The sequence below is a fragment of the Gracilibacillus halotolerans genome (assembly GCF_014206945.1).
Taxonomy (GTDB): Bacteria; Bacillota; Bacilli; order Bacillales; family Amphibacillaceae; genus Gracilibacillus; species Gracilibacillus halotolerans.
Map to the genome: position 1 here is coordinate 39070 of NZ_JACHON010000017.1, position 16818 is coordinate 55887.

General features: G+C 35.9%; 21 protein-coding genes. 14 read left to right on the top strand and 7 right to left on the bottom strand.

Annotated features, from left to right (window positions below; all coding sequences use genetic code 11):
• The first annotated feature begins 1 nt into the window (after position 1).
• The 11 genes from GGQ92_RS13075 to GGQ92_RS13125 all read left to right on the top strand — a co-directional run bounded on the left by GGQ92_RS13075 (position 2) and on the right by GGQ92_RS13125 (position 9216).
• Entirely contained in the window at positions 2–358 is a 357-nt protein-coding gene (locus tag GGQ92_RS13075; protein WP_184249713.1) for a hypothetical protein, read from the top strand.
• Positions 358–1404, top strand: a complete 1047-nt coding sequence (locus tag GGQ92_RS13080; RefSeq protein ID WP_184249716.1) for a PIN domain-containing protein — start codon at positions 358–360, stop codon at positions 1402–1404. The genes GGQ92_RS13075 and GGQ92_RS13080 overlap by 1 nt, the downstream gene beginning before the upstream one ends.
• 39 nt (positions 1405–1443) lie before the next feature.
• Positions 1444–3417 carry a tetratricopeptide repeat protein gene (locus GGQ92_RS13085; RefSeq protein ID WP_184249719.1) on the top strand — a complete coding sequence of 658 codons (1974 nt, stop codon included), beginning with the start codon at positions 1444–1446 and terminating at the stop codon, positions 3415–3417.
• A gap of 196 nt (positions 3418–3613) precedes the next feature.
• The gene (locus GGQ92_RS13090) at positions 3614–4063 is read left to right on the top strand and encodes a MarR family winged helix-turn-helix transcriptional regulator (RefSeq protein ID WP_184249722.1); all 450 of its coding nucleotides are present in this window, start codon (positions 3614–3616) and stop codon (positions 4061–4063) included.
• Between the two features lie 131 nt (positions 4064–4194).
• Positions 4195–5133 (top strand): ring-cleaving dioxygenase, encoded by a 939-nt coding sequence (locus tag GGQ92_RS13095; RefSeq protein ID WP_184249725.1) that lies wholly within the window; start codon positions 4195–4197, stop codon positions 5131–5133.
• 28 nt (positions 5134–5161) lie between these two features.
• A complete protein-coding gene (locus tag GGQ92_RS13100; protein WP_184249728.1) occupies positions 5162–6082 on the top strand; it encodes a VOC family protein in 921 nt (306 codons plus the stop codon).
• 17 nt (positions 6083–6099) lie between these two features.
• Positions 6100–7086 carry a ring-cleaving dioxygenase gene (locus GGQ92_RS13105; protein ID WP_184249731.1) on the top strand — a complete coding sequence of 329 codons (987 nt, stop codon included), beginning with the start codon at positions 6100–6102 and terminating at the stop codon, positions 7084–7086.
• Between the two features lie 18 nt (positions 7087–7104).
• Positions 7105–7725: an alpha/beta hydrolase gene (locus tag GGQ92_RS13110; protein ID WP_184249734.1), complete on the top strand. Its 621-nt coding sequence runs from the start codon at positions 7105–7107 to the stop codon at positions 7723–7725.
• Between the two features lie 124 nt (positions 7726–7849).
• Positions 7850–8461: an NAD(P)H:quinone oxidoreductase gene (gene wrbA, locus GGQ92_RS13115; RefSeq protein ID WP_184249737.1), complete on the top strand. Its 612-nt coding sequence runs from the start codon at positions 7850–7852 to the stop codon at positions 8459–8461.
• 138 nt (positions 8462–8599) lie between these two features.
• On the top strand, positions 8600–8800 hold the full coding sequence (locus GGQ92_RS13120) for a helix-turn-helix transcriptional regulator (protein ID WP_184249740.1): 201 nt from the start codon (positions 8600–8602) through the stop codon (positions 8798–8800).
• 29 nt (positions 8801–8829) lie between these two features.
• The gene (locus GGQ92_RS13125) at positions 8830–9216 is read left to right on the top strand and encodes a hypothetical protein (protein WP_184249743.1); all 387 of its coding nucleotides are present in this window, start codon (positions 8830–8832) and stop codon (positions 9214–9216) included.
• Between the two features lie 85 nt (positions 9217–9301).
• On the opposite strand, the gene GGQ92_RS13130 is transcribed toward GGQ92_RS13125, so the two are convergent.
• Complete coding sequence (locus GGQ92_RS13130) at positions 9302–10117, bottom strand: WYL domain-containing protein (protein WP_184249746.1); 816 nt, start codon at positions 10115–10117, stop codon at positions 9302–9304.
• Positions 10098–11435 (bottom strand): helix-turn-helix transcriptional regulator, encoded by a 1338-nt coding sequence (locus GGQ92_RS13135; RefSeq protein ID WP_184249748.1) that lies wholly within the window; start codon positions 11433–11435, stop codon positions 10098–10100. The genes GGQ92_RS13130 and GGQ92_RS13135 overlap by 20 nt, the downstream gene beginning before the upstream one ends.
• Before the next feature lie 97 nt (positions 11436–11532).
• Between GGQ92_RS13135 and GGQ92_RS13140 the strand changes: the two genes are divergently transcribed.
• The 3 genes from GGQ92_RS13140 to crcB (GGQ92_RS13150) all read left to right on the top strand — a co-directional run bounded on the left by GGQ92_RS13140 (position 11533) and on the right by crcB (GGQ92_RS13150) (position 12931).
• On the top strand, positions 11533–12087 hold the full coding sequence (locus GGQ92_RS13140; RefSeq protein WP_184249751.1) for a hypothetical protein: 555 nt from the start codon (positions 11533–11535) through the stop codon (positions 12085–12087).
• A gap of 113 nt (positions 12088–12200) precedes the next feature.
• Complete coding sequence (gene crcB, locus GGQ92_RS13145; protein ID WP_184249754.1) at positions 12201–12581, top strand: fluoride efflux transporter CrcB; 381 nt, start codon at positions 12201–12203, stop codon at positions 12579–12581.
• A 2-nt stretch (positions 12582–12583) separates the two neighbouring features.
• Positions 12584–12931, top strand: a complete 348-nt coding sequence (gene crcB / locus GGQ92_RS13150; RefSeq protein WP_184249757.1) for a fluoride efflux transporter CrcB — start codon at positions 12584–12586, stop codon at positions 12929–12931.
• Positions 12932–12973: 42 nt separating this feature from the next.
• Here crcB (GGQ92_RS13150) and GGQ92_RS13155 read toward each other — a convergent pair whose 3' ends face one another.
• From GGQ92_RS13155 to GGQ92_RS13175, 5 genes are all read right to left on the bottom strand, one after another.
• Positions 12974–13390 (bottom strand): DUF2188 domain-containing protein, encoded by a 417-nt coding sequence (locus tag GGQ92_RS13155; protein WP_343068831.1) that lies wholly within the window; start codon positions 13388–13390, stop codon positions 12974–12976.
• Positions 13391–13418: 28 nt separating this feature from the next.
• Positions 13419–13736: a four-helix bundle copper-binding protein gene (locus GGQ92_RS13160; RefSeq protein WP_184249763.1), complete on the bottom strand. Its 318-nt coding sequence runs from the start codon at positions 13734–13736 to the stop codon at positions 13419–13421.
• Between the two features lie 144 nt (positions 13737–13880).
• Positions 13881–14618: a GntR family transcriptional regulator gene (locus tag GGQ92_RS13165; protein WP_184249766.1), complete on the bottom strand. Its 738-nt coding sequence runs from the start codon at positions 14616–14618 to the stop codon at positions 13881–13883.
• 202 nt (positions 14619–14820) lie between these two features.
• Positions 14821–15714 (bottom strand): N-acetylmuramic acid 6-phosphate etherase, encoded by an 894-nt coding sequence (gene murQ, locus GGQ92_RS13170; RefSeq protein WP_184249769.1) that lies wholly within the window; start codon positions 15712–15714, stop codon positions 14821–14823.
• A gap of 109 nt (positions 15715–15823) precedes the next feature.
• Entirely contained in the window at positions 15824–16546 is a 723-nt protein-coding gene (locus GGQ92_RS13175) for a GntR family transcriptional regulator (RefSeq protein WP_184249772.1), read from the bottom strand.
• Between the last annotated feature and the right edge of the window lie 272 nt (positions 16547–16818).

The following is a 16818-nucleotide window of genomic DNA, read 5'->3' on the forward strand; positions in this document are numbered from 1 at the left end:
GATGCTAACGTGGATAATTGTTGTGTTACTAACAATGTTAAGTGTGCTTTTTTATCTGTTTACGATGCTCCAAGAAAACGAGAGTGATCAGGAATATCTGAAAAGAAAGCTAGAGATAGATCAACAAGAACATGAAGCTAGAGAAGAAGAGATTCTGCGCCTAAAAGAGGTAATTCAAGAACAAAAGATGCTAATGAAAGAAAAAATCCAAGCGGCAAAAGAATATCGACAGCAAATAGCGGAAATACAAGAAACTTTGCCTGGTTTAGAAAGTGAATTAAACCGTTGGAATTCATTTGAATTAACCGAGGAAGAAGCGATGAAACAATACAAAAAGTGGAAAAAGGAGAGAGTGTAATGGTAGATATAATAGCTAATATCACATTTGTAATGTTTAGTTTCGGAATTAGTACGTTTATGGTCCTATGGTACTCAAGACAAATGGAGATACAATCCGCATATCCTTACCAAGAGTCAATTGCTGGTTGGGTTGCCCTATCAATTGGCTCTCCAATTAAAAGTGCTTCAATCCTGTATGGTCAAGATACAAGCATGGCGAGGAAAGACTTTTATGGAGTAATTATTTTTTCTATTACTTTCTTTACCTTGACGAACTTCGTGTATTTTAGAGGTCATCTTGAAAACGGCGGCGTGTTGCTTGTTGCTATCATTTTATTTGTCCTATTTTTTAGCTTGCGTCAGTATTTCGCTATTAAATACATTTATCAAAGCAAACCTCTTATTAATGCTTTGAAAGAAAACCACCAACAATTGAAAAAAAGAAAAAAGGAGCTAGAACGACTCCAAAACAGCATTCTTCATTTAAAAAAGAGAGCTAGATGGGTAGAGAACATCTATATGAAATGGGAGAGGCCGTATGAGAAATTACTAGAAAGGAAAGAAGATATGCAGTGGAGCATTGATGAACGAAAAAAACAACTGAATGGACGACTTCGTGCACTTGCCTACAATATGGAGAAATTTTCTGAGCTAGATTCTGACACGATTCTCGCACTAGATGCAAACATTCTCATGATGGCCGATGACTATATCATAGAGGAGATTAAGAAGTTCCCTATCCTTATTAGTAAACGAGTTCAACAGGAATGGGATAAGAATAAGACTAGTGAGGATAAACAAAAAGGTTATCGTGCGCGAAGAGCTATACGGCGTTTAGTAGAGCTCCCTCATTTTGAATTTACGGTTTCAAAATGGCAGGACAGTTTCCTAAAGAAAAATAACCTTATGAAAGGTATTCCCGACGAAGAGATTATTGCGGACTACCTATATGAAAAACAACAAGGCAAAAATATTGTTGTACTGTCTGGTGATTTAAACTTCCAAGCAAGTGCGAAGGTCCATATGCCTATTATAGCGTTTGAAAAGATGGATACTTTCTCCTAGTAGTTTTGATATAATGATATAGAAGGGGAGATGACGAGAATGAGTGAAGCACCAGTATACCACTGCCCAATAATGAACAAAGAGATTACGAATCAACAATGTGTAAGCTTTCATGGTGGGGGTGCTCTTCCGAATGGGCAGACAGCAGATGATTTTAAACCGGAAGAGCTCCCGTGTCTACAATGTGAAGGTTTAGTCAAACCAGCTAAACCATCTAGTGAATATTTAAACGTAATGATGATGTTAGGTGAAAATCATCGATTTCATCCTTTCATATACAAGGATTTCTTTGTATTCGCACACAAGCCTAATTACTTAACCGTAAAAACGTCTGCAATGCTGGATATGTTAGGCCTAGCGGAAGAACAGAAATGGTTAGCAATCGGTGATATGCATAAACAGCAAGGAAACAAAGATTTGGCGGGAATTGCATATAAAAAAGCAGATGAAACGAAACCAACGTCGCAAAGTGTGTTGAAAATAGCGGAAGGCATGTTGGGCGAAAAACCATACGAAGCATTACAATTATTGAAAAAAGGAAGCTCCATGGATGCCCATGGTTACTATTTGATGGGATGTTGTTACGAAGCATTAGCCATGTGGGAAAATGCAGAAAAATATTATCAAAGGTCTTTACGTATGGATAATAATTACAAAGATGCCCATAAGCGTTTGGCATATCTTTATTATAAAGAATATTTATTTAATCCAGACAAAAGTAAGTATCATTTTAAGCGCTTTTTACAAGATCAATGGAAGCTTAAAAAGAAGAATATGGTATCTTTTAATAATGAGTATTTTTTTGAAGAAAATGATTACAATTTCTTGCGATATGCGACAATTCTTTATGAGCTGGAACAGTATGAGGATACAGTAGCATACATAAAACGGTTCTTACGATATACAATGATTGAAACGAGAGCGGATCTTCGTTTAAAGCTGGAGGAAGAGTGGCTTGTCCCCGATGCAAAGGCAAACAATGATGAGGAACATGGAAAGAAAGTAAGCGTGTATTTGGAACAGCTCTTTGGGCAAATTCACTTACTCTTAGCTAAGTGTCACTTCCATTTAGAATTAGTAGAGGATGCGAAAAGAGATTTACGACTAGCTCATGGCTTTCTTGCAGAAGATGAAGAAGTTAACAATTGGATGGAAAAAATAGAAAAGAAATTGGAAGCGGACAATTCCAATCAATTACTTCACTTACTTCGTCTCAAGGGCTTTGATTTAGAACAGCTTTTCACAGATGTCGAAACGTTAGAAGCAGATCACGTTATGTTAAAAGTAGTGATGGAAGAAAAACTCCGTTATTATGGTGAACATATTGAAGAATTGCAAAAGCGTTATGGAGATATACGAGACGGGGAAAAGCTCTTAAAAAATGAAATCAATAAAGCAACTTATGAAGAGCTTGTTCAATTAGATAGAGAAGCAAAGGCGCTAATCGCTAACTCAGAAGATAAGAAAACTTATCCAAAGGTAAGCAATGTTCTTGGATTAATCAGTACGAGTGAATGGCTGTATATGCACTTTAAACCAGCATTCGAAAAGCAGGAGAAAGATTCTGAGAATGAGATTGGCTTCGATTCAACATTCGTTGTCTTATCTTATTTTAAAGCGTTGGAGTTATTTTTAGCGAAAAAGCTGTCTGTTAGTTCACATGGTGTACCAGCTTTGTACTATAAATATTATAAAAGGAAATTAGAAGCATTAGATGATATTCGAGTGGGCGATAGTAGTTTTTATAAACAGTCCTTCTCAGCATACTATACGTTCATTGAATTTTACCATCCTAATGAAAAGCGTCTACCTGAAAAGTATCAATCGAACAAAGCTCCACTTAAGCCTGAATTTATTAATGAGGGAAAACAATTAAAGGATAAAATTAAGCGGTTTGTAGATAGGCATCGTAATAAATATTTACATAAAAGCGCAATGCCTGTACGGGATGTGAAGAAGGTTAGAGATGATTTTCATGCTCTTATTGAAGAGCTTACTAGAAAGCTTAGATAAGTAAAGCATTAAATACGTACTGTAGCGCAAGTATACTGGCTCTTTTAGATTTGAAATATTAAGAGCTAAAATACTTGCGCTTTTCTTGTGCATTTAATGATAAAAAATATCTCAGCTTCAAACTAATGGGTTGACAGAGAAAAAGGACTGTTGTATTATTATCTCGAATTCGAAATAATTAAAGGGAATGGATTTGATGACACCTTCACATATTAAAGATGAGGAATTATCACTGAAGCTATTTGTTGTATTAACGCGAACGTTAGATTCCATCAAGAAAAAAATTGAAGACGATATTAAAACGCTAGGTTTAAATCCTACAGAGTTTGCTGTATTAGAATTGATTTATCATAAAGGAGACCAGCCGATACAAAAAATTGGTGAAAAGGTTCTGATAGCGAGTAGTAGTATTACGTATGTTGTAGATAAATTAGAAAAGAAACAATTGGTTAAAAGAAATCCATGTCCTAATGATCGTCGGATTACATTTGCAACTATCACAGATAATGGCGAGAAATTAATGGATACTCTATTCCCAAAACATAGAAAGGCTATAAACGAAATCCTGTTAGGTTTATCGAGAGAAGAAAAGGAAAATATGATTCATCAATTGAAAAAGCTAGGATATTATGCGGAAAGCATTTAATTTTTTGCGGAAAGCATTTAATTTTTTGGTTATATATCTCGAATTCATAATAAATGAAGCTGAGATAAAACACATCATAAAGGCTGTTACTTAGGGTAAAATATCATCAACTAAGAACTAGGAGAGGTGTTATGAAACAGACAGCAGGAATCCACCATATAACTGCTATAGTCGGTCATCCACAAGAGAATATAGATTTTTATGCAGGAGTTTTAGGGTTACGTTTAGTGAAAAAGACGATTAATTTTGATGATCCTGGTACCTACCATTTTTATTTTGGGAATGAAACAGGTAAGCCAGGGACAATCATTACTTTCTTTCCGTGGATTAACGCACACAGAGGAAAAATAGGCGGTGGTCAAGTAGGAGTGACAACCTATGCGATACCACCAGGAAAACTAAGCTATTGGGAACAGAGATTAAAAAAGTTTCATATCCAATCAAAGAGGACGGAACGTTTTGGTGAAGCCTACCTACAGTTTGAGGACCCTCACGGTTTACATTTAGAATTGGTGGAAAGAGAAGAAGGAGAGAGAAATAATTGGACGTTTGGTGATGTAACACCGGATGTAGCAATTAAGGGATTCGCCGGTGCAGTATTGCTATCTGTTCAGCCGAATAAAACAATACGTACTCTTCAACAAGTGATGGGATTAGAAAAAATCGCAGAGGAAGATCATTTTATTCGTTTTCAATCCACTGGAGATATAGGGAATAGGATTGATGTAAAAAAAGTACCAGTGGAACGAGGCTCGTTCGGTGTCGGTACCGTACACCATATAGCCTGGCGTGCTAGAGACGATGAAGATCAGTTGCAGTGGCAAAGATACATTAGCGAACAAGGTTTTGGAGTAACTCCGGTACGAGACAGAAATTATTTTAATGCAATTTATTTCCGTGAGCATGGTGAGATTCTTTTTGAAATTGCAACAGACCCACCAGGGTTTATGCAAGATGAATCAGTGGAGAATTTAGGTCAGCATTTAAAACTTCCATCTCAATACGAACAACATCGTCGAGAAATAGAAGCTAGATTAGTTCCAGTAGAAGTAAGAGACTTAGATAAGTAAAATTCTAGCTTGCGAAAGGAAGGTAGACGTGCTAAAGACTTCAGGAATTCATCATATTACGGCTATTGTTAATGATCCACAGATAACGATTGACTTTTATCGCGATATTTTAGGATTAAAACTTGTAAAAAAGACGGTTAATTTTGAACGACCGGAAGTATACCATCTATACTTTAGCAATCCTGATGGTGAACCTGGAAGCATTATCACTTTCTTTCCTTGGCCGAAACTTATAAAGGGACGTGTTGGTACGAAGCAACTTGGATTAACTAGCTATATGATTCCAAAAGGGTCTCGAACGTATTGGGAAAGTCGATTACAGAGCAAGAATATATCTTTTCAAATGGTTACTCGAATGGATGAAGATTATTTACGTTTCGAAGATCCAGCTGGTTTACCAATTGAATTAGTCGAGCGAGACGTATCTCGTCTAACTATTTCTTCAACAGATGGAATAGAAGCCAAAAATGCTATTCAAGGCATTGCTGGGACAGTTTTATACTCCACCCAACCTTTAAAGACGGCTGCCGTATTAGAAAATGTGTTAGGAATGAAGCTTGAAAAAATAACAACGGAATATTATCGATTTACAACCACTGAAACCATAGGGAATACTATTGATGTCAAGCTTTCTCATCCTGTCAGAGGATTAGCTGGTGCAGGGACTGTTCATCACATTGCTTGGAGAGTGAAGGATGAAAAAGAGCTACAGGAATGGCATGCCTTATTAATAGATAAAGGTTATGAGCCTACAGAAATAAAAGATAGGAAGTACTTTCAATCTTTATATTTTAAAGAAGATGGCGAAATAATGTTTGAGATGGCTACAGATGTACCTGGATTTACGGAAGATGAAAGGAAGCAGGAACTAGGAACTAAGCTCATGCTACCGAGTTGGTTAGAAGGAAGAAGAAAAGAGTTAGAAGAGAACCTACCACCAATCTATTAAAAAACGGAGGAATATCGATGAATGAATTAAAAGGAGTACACCATATAACTGCAATCACAAGTAGTGCGGAAAAGATATATGATTTCTTTACGTATGTATTAGGATTGCGTTTAGTGAAGAAGACGGTTAACCAAGATGATATTAAAACGTACCATTTATTTTTTGCTGATGATACTGGTAATCCAGGGACTGATATGACTTTCTTTGATTTTCCAGGGATTCCAAAAGGCAAACATGGTACGGATGAGATTCACAAAACTTCCTTTAGAGTACCAGATGACCGTGCATTAGAGTATTGGGTAAAGAGATTTGACCGTTTAGAGGTAAATCATAAAGGGATTGAAGAACGTTTTGGGAAGAAAACACTATCTTTTGTGGATTTTGATGATCAACAATATCAGTTGATTTCAGATGAAAATAACAAAGGTGTTGTGTCTGGGACTCCATGGCAAGATGGACCAATACCATTAGAATATGCCATTACTGGTTTAGGACCTGTTTTTGTACGTGTTTCTAATTTCGACTATTTTAAAGCCGTATTAGAACAAGTCTATATGTTTAGAGAAATAGCTCAAGAAGGTTCCTCTTATTTATTCGAAACAGGTGAAGGAGGAAATGGAGCACAAGTAGTAGTTGAATATAACACTATCTTGCCAAGGGGACGACAAGGATACGGAACGATACACCATGCTGCTTTTCGTGTGGAAGATCGTAAGGAAATTGATGACTGGATCGAGAGATATCAATCTTTCCAAGTACCAAATTCCGGATTTGTAGAAAGGTATTTCTTTGGTTCTTTATACGCAAATGTAGCTCCGGGAGTATTATTTGAATTAGCAACAGACGGTCCAGGATTTATGGGAGATGAACCTTACGAAACGTTAGGAGAAAAGTTGTCATTACCTCCATTTTTTGAAGAAAAACGTGAGGAAATTGAGAAACTCGTACGTCCAATTGATACGGTTAGAAGTACGAAAGACTTTCCAAAAGAGTATGAAAACTAAAAGAAGGAGTGTAAGAATATGAAACACATTTTTAAAAAAGGAAATGACCAAACAAAGCCAACATTTCTATTGCTTCATGGAACTGGTGGAACAGAAAATGATTTGCTACCATTAGCAAATATAATAGATCCAGGTGCGAATGTATTAAGTGTTAGAGGAAACGTATCTGAAAATGGTATGCCTCGCTTTTTCAGAAGATTAGCTGAGGGTGTGTTTGATGAAGAGGACTTAATTTTTCGAACAAAGGAACTATACGATTTTCTTGATGAGGCAGCAGGTAAATACGAATTTGACCGAAGTAATGTAGTTGCTGTAGGTTATTCGAACGGAGCAAACATCGCAGCAAGCCTGCTATTCCACTATGAAAACTCTCTAAAAGGTGCTAGTCTTCACCATCCTATGGTACCTAGACGAGGAATCGAACTGCCAAATTTAGAAGGTACTTCGGTATTTATAGCAGCTGGTACCAATGATCCTATCTGTCCATTAAAAGAGTCAGAAGACCTTTCTGAATTATTAGAAGGTGCGGATGCAAATGTTCAATTATACTGGGAGAGTAATGGGCATCAACTAACAATGAGTGAAGTAGAAGTATCAAAAAAATGGTATGAAGAACACATTCTAACTAATAATAAGTAAAATCAGTTAGCTACTTAATGCTTGGGAGTTTAGACTTCATGGTATGAAATGCGCAAATAAAGGAAGGTTATTAAAGATGGGTATTTTTGATAAATTTTTTAAGAAGAAAAAGGAGATGGAACAAATGTCAAACGTTAAATTAGCAGTTGTATTTTATAGTATGGGTGGAACTAATTATCAAATGGCCAAATGGGCAAAAGAGGGAGCAGAGGCTGCAGGTGCAGAAGTACGCCTAGTAAAAGTTGAAGAATTAGCTCCAGATTCTGTTGTTCAAGGTAACGAAGCATGGAAGGCAACAGCAGATGCTACGAAAGATGTGCCAGTTGCAACATCAGATGATTTAGAATGGGCAGATGCCATTATCTTCAGTGCACCAACACGTTTTGGTAATATGGCGTCACAAATGAAACAATTCTTGGATCTTCAAGGTGGCCTATGGGCAAGTGGTAAGACAGTAAATAAAGTAGTGAGTGCGATGACTTCTGCACAGAACCCACATGGAGGTCAAGAAGCAACTATTCTATCACTATACACTTCTATGATGCACTGGGGGGCGATTATTGCGACTCCTGGTTATACAGATCCTGTATTATTTGGAGCAGGCGGTAACCCTTATGGTACAAGTGTTTCCGTTGATCAAGACGGCAAGATGATAGAAGATGTACAAGATGCTGTTAAACATCAAGCAAAACGTACAGTAACGGTTGCGGAATGGGTTAAAAAAGGAAATCAATAAAAAGGAATGATAGGACGCTGTTACTTAGCGTTCTATTTTTTTGGCCTTGCATGTCAAAAGTATTGGACACCCTAAGCATTCTATTTTATAGTATAAGTGTAAAAGGTTTTTGACAGGTGAAGAGTGGTGGTTGGTACAATGGAAAACCGAATAAAAGTTCACAGGGAGAGTAAGGGATTCTCACAAGGAAAATTAGCAGAACTCTGTAGTGTAAGCAGACAAACGATTAATGCAATCGAAAACAACAAATATGATCCTAGTTTACAGCTGGCCTTTGATATTGCAGAGCAGCTGGACGTATCGATAGAAGATTTATTTATACCGAGTAGTAAGAAATAAAACATTACAGATAAGGGGAGGGAGAAAAAATGAAGACAAAAGAGATTATTGGTTTGCTCGTACTCATTGGTATTACACTTTATTTTGGCGGAACGTTACTAAGTTACTTTGTCACAGATGAAGGGTTTGGCATGACAGAGTATTTGTTAGTTATTGCGCTATTGGTTCTATGGACTGAGGTATTGACTTGGAGGAAGCGCGGAGATGTGAGAAAGGACGAAATGGGAAAAGAGATTATAAAGAAGAGTAACCAGATTAGCTATAGTGTTCTTTACTTGGCATTATTATTTTTATGGATGATTGATTATTTGATACTTAATAATCAAGACAACTATATATTCTTCATTGCGATTTGCCTTGCTTATTTAACTAATCCTATCGTTCAATTTATACTAGTGAAAAGGCAAGTAGGTTAATGTCATCCGTAAGTTATCCGATTTTAGCGTGCATGATATAGTAATGGTTACATATATCATGCACGAACTCGTATACGGAGAGCGATTATTCATAATTACTAATCGCTCTTTTTGCGGTTTCTAGCATAGCTTTTTGCAAGGAAACAGGAGATTGAATAAATACATGAGGACCAAACTGTCTAATTTTTGATAAAAGAAAATGTTCTTCCTCTTTTTGATAATGGATTTCCATTGCGATTGGTTCACTATCTTGGAGGAACGTTTTGAATGCAGAAAATGCATGTAAGAAACGATGAATGTCCATGTTTGATTGCTGTGGCCTCCATTCAACTACCGCTTTTTTGAATTTCCCACGATTCCACCGGTAATTCTCCGCTTTTTCTATTAAAGTGCTATCTTCTAGCTTCATGTTATTTACTTCTTTAATTAAATCTAATGGAGTGGTCATAACGGAATCATTCTCTTTTAACCACTTAATATACCATCTTTTTTTTGCGATATTATAAACAAATTCAATCGGACAACCTTCTTCAGATAATATTTTCCCTGACTTTGTTTCGTAAGTAAGATGGATCCCATTATTTTCACGAATCGCTTGTTTTATTAAATAAAGATACGACACGTTTGGAATACTTGTATGTGGTACCTGTTTTTTTGTAAGATAATTTTCCCATTCCAATTTTGGGCTATCCTTCAGCAAAACTTCTAATTTTTGACTCGTCGTTTCAGATAATAAGGATGTCGCAATGTCAGTCGTAAGAAAACTTTTTAGCCATGAAAGCTCTGCTTGTGTTGGCAAGTAGGGTCCTGCTTCTACGGAGAGAAGCTCTCCGTGTTTGTAGAGATAATCCTTATGTAATTTTTCTAAAAATAAAGGTGAGTTATATTTCGAGATGATCATATAGTTGTAAAGTCTCCTTCCAAGAGGCATGAATCTTTTCTTGTAATGGCTTCGGTTCTAAAACTGTCGCACTACTCCCGAAACTCCTAATCCATGGAATAAGCTCACTTGTATCAGTGACTTCAATCTCCCAAATAAAGGATCGGTCTATTTCTTCTACAATCCTGCCCCACTGTCCTTGCTCTTCGACACGTTTACGAATAAAGTTTTCTTGTTGATCCACTGGGTAAAAGGTAAATTTAACCCTTACCTTTTCTGTTGTTTCTCTATACGTAATACACCATGGCTTCTCTAATTCCTTTTCAGCTTGTGCTTCCCATAACGACCAATCATCTGAAGAACAAGTGGAGTGTGTGTCCATCTTTGCAATAAAATCAATTCTCAAACGTTTAAGAGGTTGCTCCTTTGGTTGATTGACTTCTGCGCCGATAACGTACCATCTAGCAAAGAGGTAGTCAAAGACGATGTGAAGAGGGACAAAGTTAATTTGAAGGAGCTGCTCCTGATGATTCACCACTTGTTTACGATTGCTTTTTACAGATTGATAATAAACAGTCACAGCTTCATTATTATTCATTGCATGTAATAGGTCATAGACAATGTATTCATCTAACACTTTTCCGAAATAAGGATATTGATAGAAAGTATCATTTAGTAAAAACTCTGGGTAATCATGTTTGTATTCTAAGTGACTTAATAGCTTCTTTTGTAAAGGGTAGCCAGATGCACTAGGAACCTCCGTATTGATAATAAAAGAAATAAAGGTATACAGTTCGAATAATTCATTTAAAGAGAAATGCTCGAAAAAGGTTGCTTGCAACTCATAGAAATTCTCCATTCGTTGAGCACCCTTTTCTTTCGTTCTAGTAATAAAGCTAGCTTCTTCTAGATCACCAAGATAGCGGGTTATTTCTGATTCTGAAAATTGAACCGTCTTCTGATTTTCTTCTAATACATGGCTATTAAAATAATCTATTAATTCCTGACGAGAGGATTTCCCGTACTGCTGAAGAAATTTTAATATAAGGGTATATCTAGAAGCTGCTAATTCTCTCATCGTTTTTGATTCATAAAGTGCAGCGAGCAAATTATTCGTCTGTTGGAAAGGCTCATATTTAATCGTTTCCCGTACAAAATTAGCTAATTGATTTCTTTTCGGTTGTTCGCCTTGACTAATAAGATTAGCCATTTCTTTTAATGTTTTATAATAAGTCGAAGAAGCAATACCTAGCCAATCCATTAAGCGATCTTTGTCGTGAACATGGATATCATAAAAAAAGGAACGAAGTAATTCTTGGCGTTTTTTCATATTTTTCATTGTAAATCTCCCAACTGTATACAAACTGTACTAAGAAGAAATGTCTAATTCTATTATACTAGATTTAGATTTTATACAGAAGATAGGAGAGATAAGAATGGAATGGATTATATTAGCAATTGGTATTTTAAGGTTAGGAGCTGCATTTAATCAAATAGTAGATTTGACCGGAAATTCTTCAAGTCAGGAGTCTAGTCAACGTACGGATCATGTCAATTCTATTCATCAAGCAGATGAACCAAGAAGTGAAAATCAAATAAGAGAGCATGTAGGGGATGAAATCCGTTTGGAGGAAGAACGGGTATGGAGAGAGCAAATGGAGGAGGAGCAACGTCTTTACGACGAGCAACAACGTCTATTTCAAGAACAAGTCGATGAACAGCAACGTTTGTTTCAAGAACAAGTTGATGAACAACAACGAAATTTTGATGAACAGTCTAATTTAGCGACAGAGCCTTTGAATAGTCTGCTGGATGACTCTATACATCAATTTTCAGATTCTTATCGAGATGTTGGGACAGATATGAATACGGATATTTATTATCATGGAGTAGTCGATGACCCGTTAGATATGGTAGATGATTATCTAGAGGATGACTATGACGATCACCTGGATGCATGGCATGATACAAATTATGATGACCAATATTAGATTTAATATCCTACAGTAAGATTGAGTAGTGAGTGACAAGTTGGATGTCAGAACAAATAGATATATAATACATAGAGGCGAACTTCTGTTTTAAGTAAAGAGAGGGCGTTATCATGACATATCTATTGGTAGGTATAGCGGGATTTATTGGGTCTATATTAAGGTTTACTTTAAGTCTCGTTTTATCTCCGTTCCATCCGACAGTATTGCCAGTCGCTACTATTTTTGTTAATTTAATCGGCTGTTTCTGTTTGCCATTTATCACTTTTTATATCTTTAAGAAGTATCCGATTCATTCTATCTATCAAACTGCAATCAATACAGGCTTAATTGGTTCCTTTACGACTTTTTCAGCTGTCAGTTTAGAAACAATTACTATGTTCGAGAAACATCATTTTTTTTTAGGGTTTATTTATATCTTGATTAGTCTATTTGGTGGAATTTCTATGTGTCGTTTAGGTTTGCTTGTAGCTGAAAAAAAGGAGAAATCTTAAGAATGGTAAGTGTTTTATTCGTAGGTATTGGTGGCTTCTTTGGTGCAATGGCTAGATACTTTGTTAGCAATCAATTAGATAATCAATCGGATTTTCCATTGGCAACTTGGCTAGTTAATATGATAGGGTCATTTTTACTTGGATTTTTATTTGGTTTGGAACTGAATTCTTCTATGTTTCTGTTGGCGGGCACAGGATTTATGGGTGCGTTTACGACCTTTTCTACCTTTAAATTGGAAGGAATACTGTTGCATAAGGAAAAAAAGCACCGATTTTTTATATGGTACAACGTGATGACTTATGGTGGTGGACTACTTCTCGCGTGGTTCGGGTGGATGCTTGGTAGATAATTGCAAAAGTTAAGGCGACCGAAGATGGAAAGGTCGCCTTCATCAGTCCTTCACATTTACATCTGTTCCTTTGTTTTCAGCAATTTCTTTGGCGCGGTTAATGGCGTCCTCTTTTTTATCAAATACATCAGAAGCTCTTTTGGCATCTTCCGCTTGGACTGCCCAGCCATCTTCTCTTTTAATAACTAACTCCTCTTTGTCTTGTAACTCAGGTCGACTGTTAGTTTTATTGCTATCTCTTGTGCGCAGATCTTTATCACTTTTATTCTTAATCTGATTTTTCTCCTTTTTAGATGCATTTTCATACCATTCTTTTGCTTGGTCAGTTGCAATCGGAATAGCTGTACCTTCTTCGTAGCCTTCATCTACCATCGCATTGGCAATCTCGATAGCCTTTTTGCGGACTTCGACATCTAAATATTTTAGTGAACTCGGATAATCATTAGTATCCCAATGCACGAATATCATCCTTTCTTATGTTACCGTATTAAACTAATTGTCTACACGCATTGGCACATTGAAAACAAGCGTCTGCACATTGTTGGCAGTGGTCCATATCATGCTGCTTGCATTCTTCCCCACATGCCTCACATATTTTCACGCAAACAGCTGCTAGTTCTTGAATGAAAGGTGAGTTTCTAGCAATCGCGCTTTCTAAATAGTTACACATATCTGCACATTCTCGATCTAAACGAATGCATTCCGCAATATGATGAGTATGGTCTTCTTGTAAACAAGCGTCATAGCAATAATTACAAGCAACCATGCATTCATGTAATATCTCAATAACTTCCTGATGTTTCATTGTATCCCTCCGTGTTTTCGTTTCACTTATCTTTCACATTCCACGAGAGTAGATAATCAAACATAAAAATAATTCCAATCATGTCAATTAAATGATTGGAATTATAAGCTTTAAATACTATTTATATTTGCGCTGTTTAACAGATCAATTCTCATTTGAGTTTCCAGGATAATATCTTTCAATAACAAAATTTGTTCGATCTCCTCGAAAATAGGATTGTGAGTATTCTATTTTTTCACCGTCTTTATCCTCTGCAATTGTTTCAATATAAAAGCAAGGGGATCCAAGTTCACAACCCAAGTAGTCTGAAGTTGTTTCATCTGCTAATACAATTTCGACAAATTCCGTTGTTTTTTTAAGAAAAACATTATAATCTTTCTCTAAAGATTGATAAAGAGATGTTTCTGCATGTAGTTGATTTATACCAGGTGCAATTTTCCAGGGAATGTAGGAGATTTCATATTGTGTAGGTGCATTGTTCGCTTTTCTAATTCGCTCAATCCGTTGTATAGGATCATTTAATGCTACATCTAAATGTTTTTGTATAATTTCAGTAGCTGGAATAACGGAGAGATTGACAAGAATAATTTCTGCCGTTTTTCCTTGTACCTCTATTTGGTCAACATATCGTTTCACTGTCTGAGTCAATGTTTGATTTATCTTCTTATCTGCAACGAATGTACCTCTTCCTTGTACTCTTTCCAAATAACCTTCCAAAGTAAGCTGATTCAATGCAGCTCGTACAGTCGTCCTACTTACATTAAATTGTTCACATAACTCCAATTCGGTTGGGATCTTTTCTCCTTTTTTGTATTGATTCGATTTAATACGAGACAAAAGTTCATTTTTTATGTGTGCGTGTAGCGACTGATTTTTCTTCATTATTAGCTCCTTAATAGAATTGTTCAATATGTTATATACCAAATAACATACATTTCAATACAAATTTTATAATAGGTATGGACAACTTTCAAGCTAATAAGAGAATGTATCATGCATTGTAAAGAAAATGAAACATTAGAAAAAGAAACTAAACCATTAGTTATATAATGAATTCAGTTTCTCTATTAATAAAAATGATTATTTAATAATAGCGTTTTAACGCATTTTTTAAGTGGCCGTCAGCAGCTGTTAAGTAATGATTAGCTTCATTTAATGTTGAATCTGTAATAGCCATAAATAGTGCTGGCTTTAATTGGTTATCTGTAAGCTTGAGAAGGTAATCAGCTTTTTGTTCGTTTATGTTAGAGAGTTCCATAAGCATGACTTTCGCTCTATTCCTAAGCTTCTTATTAATGATTTTCATATCTACCATTTCGTTATGATAAACTTTGCCGAGTCTTATCATTACCCCTGTTGAAATCATATTCATTACCATCTTCTGTGCTGTTCCTGCCTTTAGTCTTGTAGAGCCTCTAATAATTTCAGGTCCAGTAAGTAATTCGATGCCTATATCACTTATAGATGTGGAGATAGTATTTTGATTACAACTAATAGAAATAGTAGCTGCATTTTTTTCCTTTCCATATGTAAGGGCTGACACGGAATAAGGTGTTGATCCGCTTGCACTAATCGCAATAATAGTATCCTTTTCGTTAAAGTTATACTGCTTTAATTCCTCGACTACTTCATTTGCATTATCTTCGTGTTGTTCAAGTGTTCTCCACATTGCTTCCTTGCCACCAGCAATCAGACCAATCCATCGTTTGGGTTCTACAGAAAATGTTGGCTCTAATTCTACTGCATCTAGTATGCCGATTCTTCCGCTAGTGCCTGCACCAGCTATAAATACTCTGCCTCCTTTCTTCCATCTTGCTATAATCAAATCTACAGCTGTGGCTATCTCGGTCTGTACTTTGTGGATGGCATCGATTACAATTTTGTCTTCGAGATTCATTATGTTTATTATCTCCAAAGAAGATAATTCATCAATTTTTTCTGACTGTACATTTTTCGCTTCTGTTGAGGGATTAGACAATATCTACACAACCTTTCTAAATATATTTTAGAAGCATAATATAGCATCCATTTACATTAAGTGTATGATTTTGGAAATCAGAAACGTTTTTCAAAATTATTTATTATAGTTAACGTTCTAAATCAATCATAAATTTGTATCGATCAGCACGATAAGAGGATTTCACAATCTCAAATGGATTTCCGTCCTCTAAATGAGTAATTCTTTTCATTAAGAGAATAGGTGAGTGTTTGTCTATGTCTAATAGCTCAATCTCTTCTTTGTTTGCGAGAGATGCCTCAATAACTTGACTTGCCTTGCCAATTTTTAAATCCAATTCTTCTTCAATATATTGATAAAGAGAGGCTTGTACAATCTTTTCTGTAAGACCTTTGATTAGATTGGCTGAAATATATGTCTTTTCTAATGCCATAGGCACATTTTCCGCTAATCGTACTCTTGTTATTTCATAGATTGGGGAATGCTCACGGATATCAAGTTCTTTTGCTAAGCTTTCCTTTGCTGGAATAATTTCAAAATGAATAAGCTTATTACTTGGTGTCATCCCTCTTGCTAGCATATCCTCAGTAAAACTCGTTAAACCTGTTAGTTTCTGCTCCAGCTTTTGTTCAGCAATAAAAGTACCTTTTCCTTTAATGCGATGTAGGTATTGTTCATTTACAAGATTCGTAATTGCTTGTCTAACTGTCATCCGGCTAATGCCAAGCTCCTCTGCATACTCCCTCTCTGAAGGGATAGAATCGCCTGGTGAATATTCACCTGATTCTATTTTTTTCTTAATTTGTTCCTCTAATTGGTGATAAATAGGAATTGGTGATTGCTTGTCTATCATTTATAAAACCTCTTTCTCCAATAGTTGTCTATTTTACTTTATCTCCTGTTAAAGATCTTACTATAGTAACCTATCAATTGATAAGATTAGTCACTTCAATCTTAGAATACCAATTAATAAATATGTTGTCTATACCTAAATACATGTTAGATAAATCTTTTTTAGAACAGCTATATTTGAAGGGGTAATAACTGGTATATACATATGTTATTGGTATGGTATGATAGGCAACTCTATAAGATGACTGATAGTGAACAATCAGAACTATAATG

What these genes read in the sequence shown, in the direction of transcription:
- GGQ92_RS13075 (WP_184249713.1), top strand. Translation starts at nt 2, where the DNA reads ATGCTAACGTGGATAATTGTTGTGTTACTAACAATGTTAAGTGTGCTT.
- GGQ92_RS13080 (WP_184249716.1), top strand. Translation starts at nt 358, where the DNA reads ATGGTAGATATAATAGCTAATATCACATTTGTAATGTTTAGTTTCGGA.
- GGQ92_RS13085 (WP_184249719.1), top strand. Translation starts at nt 1,444, where the DNA reads ATGAGTGAAGCACCAGTATACCACTGCCCAATAATGAACAAAGAGATT.
- GGQ92_RS13090 (WP_184249722.1), top strand. Translation starts at nt 3,614, where the DNA reads ATGACACCTTCACATATTAAAGATGAGGAATTATCACTGAAGCTATTT.
- GGQ92_RS13095 (WP_184249725.1), top strand. Translation starts at nt 4,195, where the DNA reads ATGAAACAGACAGCAGGAATCCACCATATAACTGCTATAGTCGGTCAT.
- GGQ92_RS13105 (WP_184249731.1), top strand. Translation starts at nt 6,100, where the DNA reads ATGAATGAATTAAAAGGAGTACACCATATAACTGCAATCACAAGTAGT.
- GGQ92_RS13110 (WP_184249734.1), top strand. Translation starts at nt 7,105, where the DNA reads ATGAAACACATTTTTAAAAAAGGAAATGACCAAACAAAGCCAACATTT.
- wrbA (WP_184249737.1), top strand. Translation starts at nt 7,850, where the DNA reads ATGTCAAACGTTAAATTAGCAGTTGTATTTTATAGTATGGGTGGAACT.
- GGQ92_RS13120 (WP_184249740.1), top strand. Translation starts at nt 8,600, where the DNA reads ATGGAAAACCGAATAAAAGTTCACAGGGAGAGTAAGGGATTCTCACAA.
- GGQ92_RS13125 (WP_184249743.1), top strand. Translation starts at nt 8,830, where the DNA reads ATGAAGACAAAAGAGATTATTGGTTTGCTCGTACTCATTGGTATTACA.
- GGQ92_RS13130 (WP_184249746.1), bottom strand. Translation starts at nt 10,117, where the DNA reads ATGATCATCTCGAAATATAACTCACCTTTATTTTTAGAAAAATTACAT.
- GGQ92_RS13135 (WP_184249748.1), bottom strand. Translation starts at nt 11,435, where the DNA reads ATGAAAAATATGAAAAAACGCCAAGAATTACTTCGTTCCTTTTTTTAT.
- GGQ92_RS13140 (WP_184249751.1), top strand. Translation starts at nt 11,533, where the DNA reads ATGGAATGGATTATATTAGCAATTGGTATTTTAAGGTTAGGAGCTGCA.
- crcB (WP_184249754.1), top strand. Translation starts at nt 12,201, where the DNA reads ATGACATATCTATTGGTAGGTATAGCGGGATTTATTGGGTCTATATTA.
- crcB (WP_184249757.1), top strand. Translation starts at nt 12,584, where the DNA reads ATGGTAAGTGTTTTATTCGTAGGTATTGGTGGCTTCTTTGGTGCAATG.
- GGQ92_RS13160 (WP_184249763.1), bottom strand. Translation starts at nt 13,736, where the DNA reads ATGAAACATCAGGAAGTTATTGAGATATTACATGAATGCATGGTTGCT.
- GGQ92_RS13165 (WP_184249766.1), bottom strand. Translation starts at nt 14,618, where the DNA reads ATGAAGAAAAATCAGTCGCTACACGCACACATAAAAAATGAACTTTTG.
- GGQ92_RS13175 (WP_184249772.1), bottom strand. Translation starts at nt 16,546, where the DNA reads ATGATAGACAAGCAATCACCAATTCCTATTTATCACCAATTAGAGGAA.